This window comes from Streptomyces sp. M-16 (genome assembly GCF_052114405.1).
Classification (GTDB): domain Bacteria; phylum Actinomycetota; class Actinomycetes; order Streptomycetales; family Streptomycetaceae; genus Streptomyces.
Window position 1 is genome coordinate 1 of the sequence record NZ_JBFRER010000292.1, and the last position, 1,488, is coordinate 1,488.

A 1,488-nucleotide genomic window follows, 5' to 3' on the forward strand; every position below is an offset into this window, starting at 1 on the left:
GCGGGGGGCCGCCGGGCGGGGGTCCCGCGGGGGCTCGGGGGGCCGGTGGTGCGCGCGGAAGGGTAGGTGGACGGGGACGTCGGTGACGGCGGTGCCGTGCGGGGGGCGCAGGAGGGGGATGTCCAGCGTGTCCCCCTCCCCTCTCGCGCCCCGGTCGCCCTGGGTCGCGTCCATGCCGCGGGCGACGGCCCGGGCGACGATCTCGGCCACGCCGGGGCCGGGAACGCCGGTTCCCTGCGGGGCGGGGTGCGGGATCCCGGGCTCGGGCTCCTTCGGCGTGGCCGCCTCGGTCGCCGTCGCCGCCGCGGTCTCGGTCTCGGCCCCGGTCTCGGTCTCCGCCTCGGCGCGGGCCGCCGGTACGTCGCCCCGCGCGGGCGGCCACCCGGCGTCGACCCACCGGCCCTGCCGGGGGGCGGAGCCGTCGGGGTGCCCCGCCGCCGGGACGGGGTACGGCCCCGGGTCGGCCGGGTGGGCCGCGTACGGCTGCCGGCCCGCCGGGTGCCCGGCGTACGGCTCCGCCACCGGATCACCCGCCCGGGCCTGCCGGGGGGCGGAGCCGTCGGCGTGCCCCGCCACCGGGACGGGGTACGGCCCCGGGTCGGCCGGGTGGGCCGCGTACGGCTCCGCCAGCGGGTCGGCCGCCCGGACGGGGCGGGCCGACGCCACGGCTTCCGGTTCCGCCGGGTGCGCGGCCCGGAGCGCGGGCTCGGCGTCGGCCGGGTGCACGGCCCGTACGGGGTGCGGCTCCTCCGGGCCGGCCGGGCGTCCCACCACCGGCTCGGGGCCGGCGACCCGGGCGGAGGGCGGGTCGGCCGGGTGGGTGTGGCGGCCCGCCGGTACGGCCACGGGCCCCGACGGGGGCGCGGCCCTGTGCRCCGAGGCCGCGTCGGCCGGTCGCGCGGACCACGCGGGGTACGGCTCCTGGGCCCCGGCCGGACCGGCCAGCGCCACCGGCCCGGGATCGGCCGCCAGGGCGGCGCGGGGCGGCCCGACGGGCTCCGGCCGCGCCGGGTGCCCGGGCCGGGACACCGGCTCGGGGGCGGAGGGGAACGCCGGCCGGGTGGAGTGCGGCTCCTCCGGCCCCGCCGGGCGGCCCACCACCACGGCCTCGGGGGTGACCCACCGGCCGGGGTGCCCCGCCGCCACCGGTTCGGGGCCGGGGGCCGGGCACGGGGCGCCGGCCGGGGCGGCCTCCCGGGCGGAGTGGGCCACCCCGTCGGCGACAGCGGACGGGCGCGACGCCGCCACTGGCGCGGGGGCGGCTGCCGGGACGGGGCGGGCGGCCGGGGGCGTCGCCTCCGGGCCGCCGGCCGCCGGGGCCGCGTGAGCCGCCGGGTCCGGGTAGGCGACCGGGTCCGGGTAGGCGACCTGGGCCGGGYGGSYCGTCAGGTCCGGGTGGGCCGCCGGRKCCGGRCGGCTGCCCGGGGYCGGGTGAGCCGTCGGGGCCGGGCGGGCGGCCGGGCCCTGGTGGGCCGCCGGGTCCGGGTG

Annotated in this window: 1 pseudogene; it reads right to left on the reverse strand. The window is 85.2% G+C overall.

The annotated features are described in order from the left end of the window. A pseudogene (locus AB4039_RS42165) lies at positions 1–1,212 on the reverse strand (hypothetical protein); the annotation flags it as partial. Between the last annotated feature and the right edge of the window lie 276 nt (positions 1,213–1,488).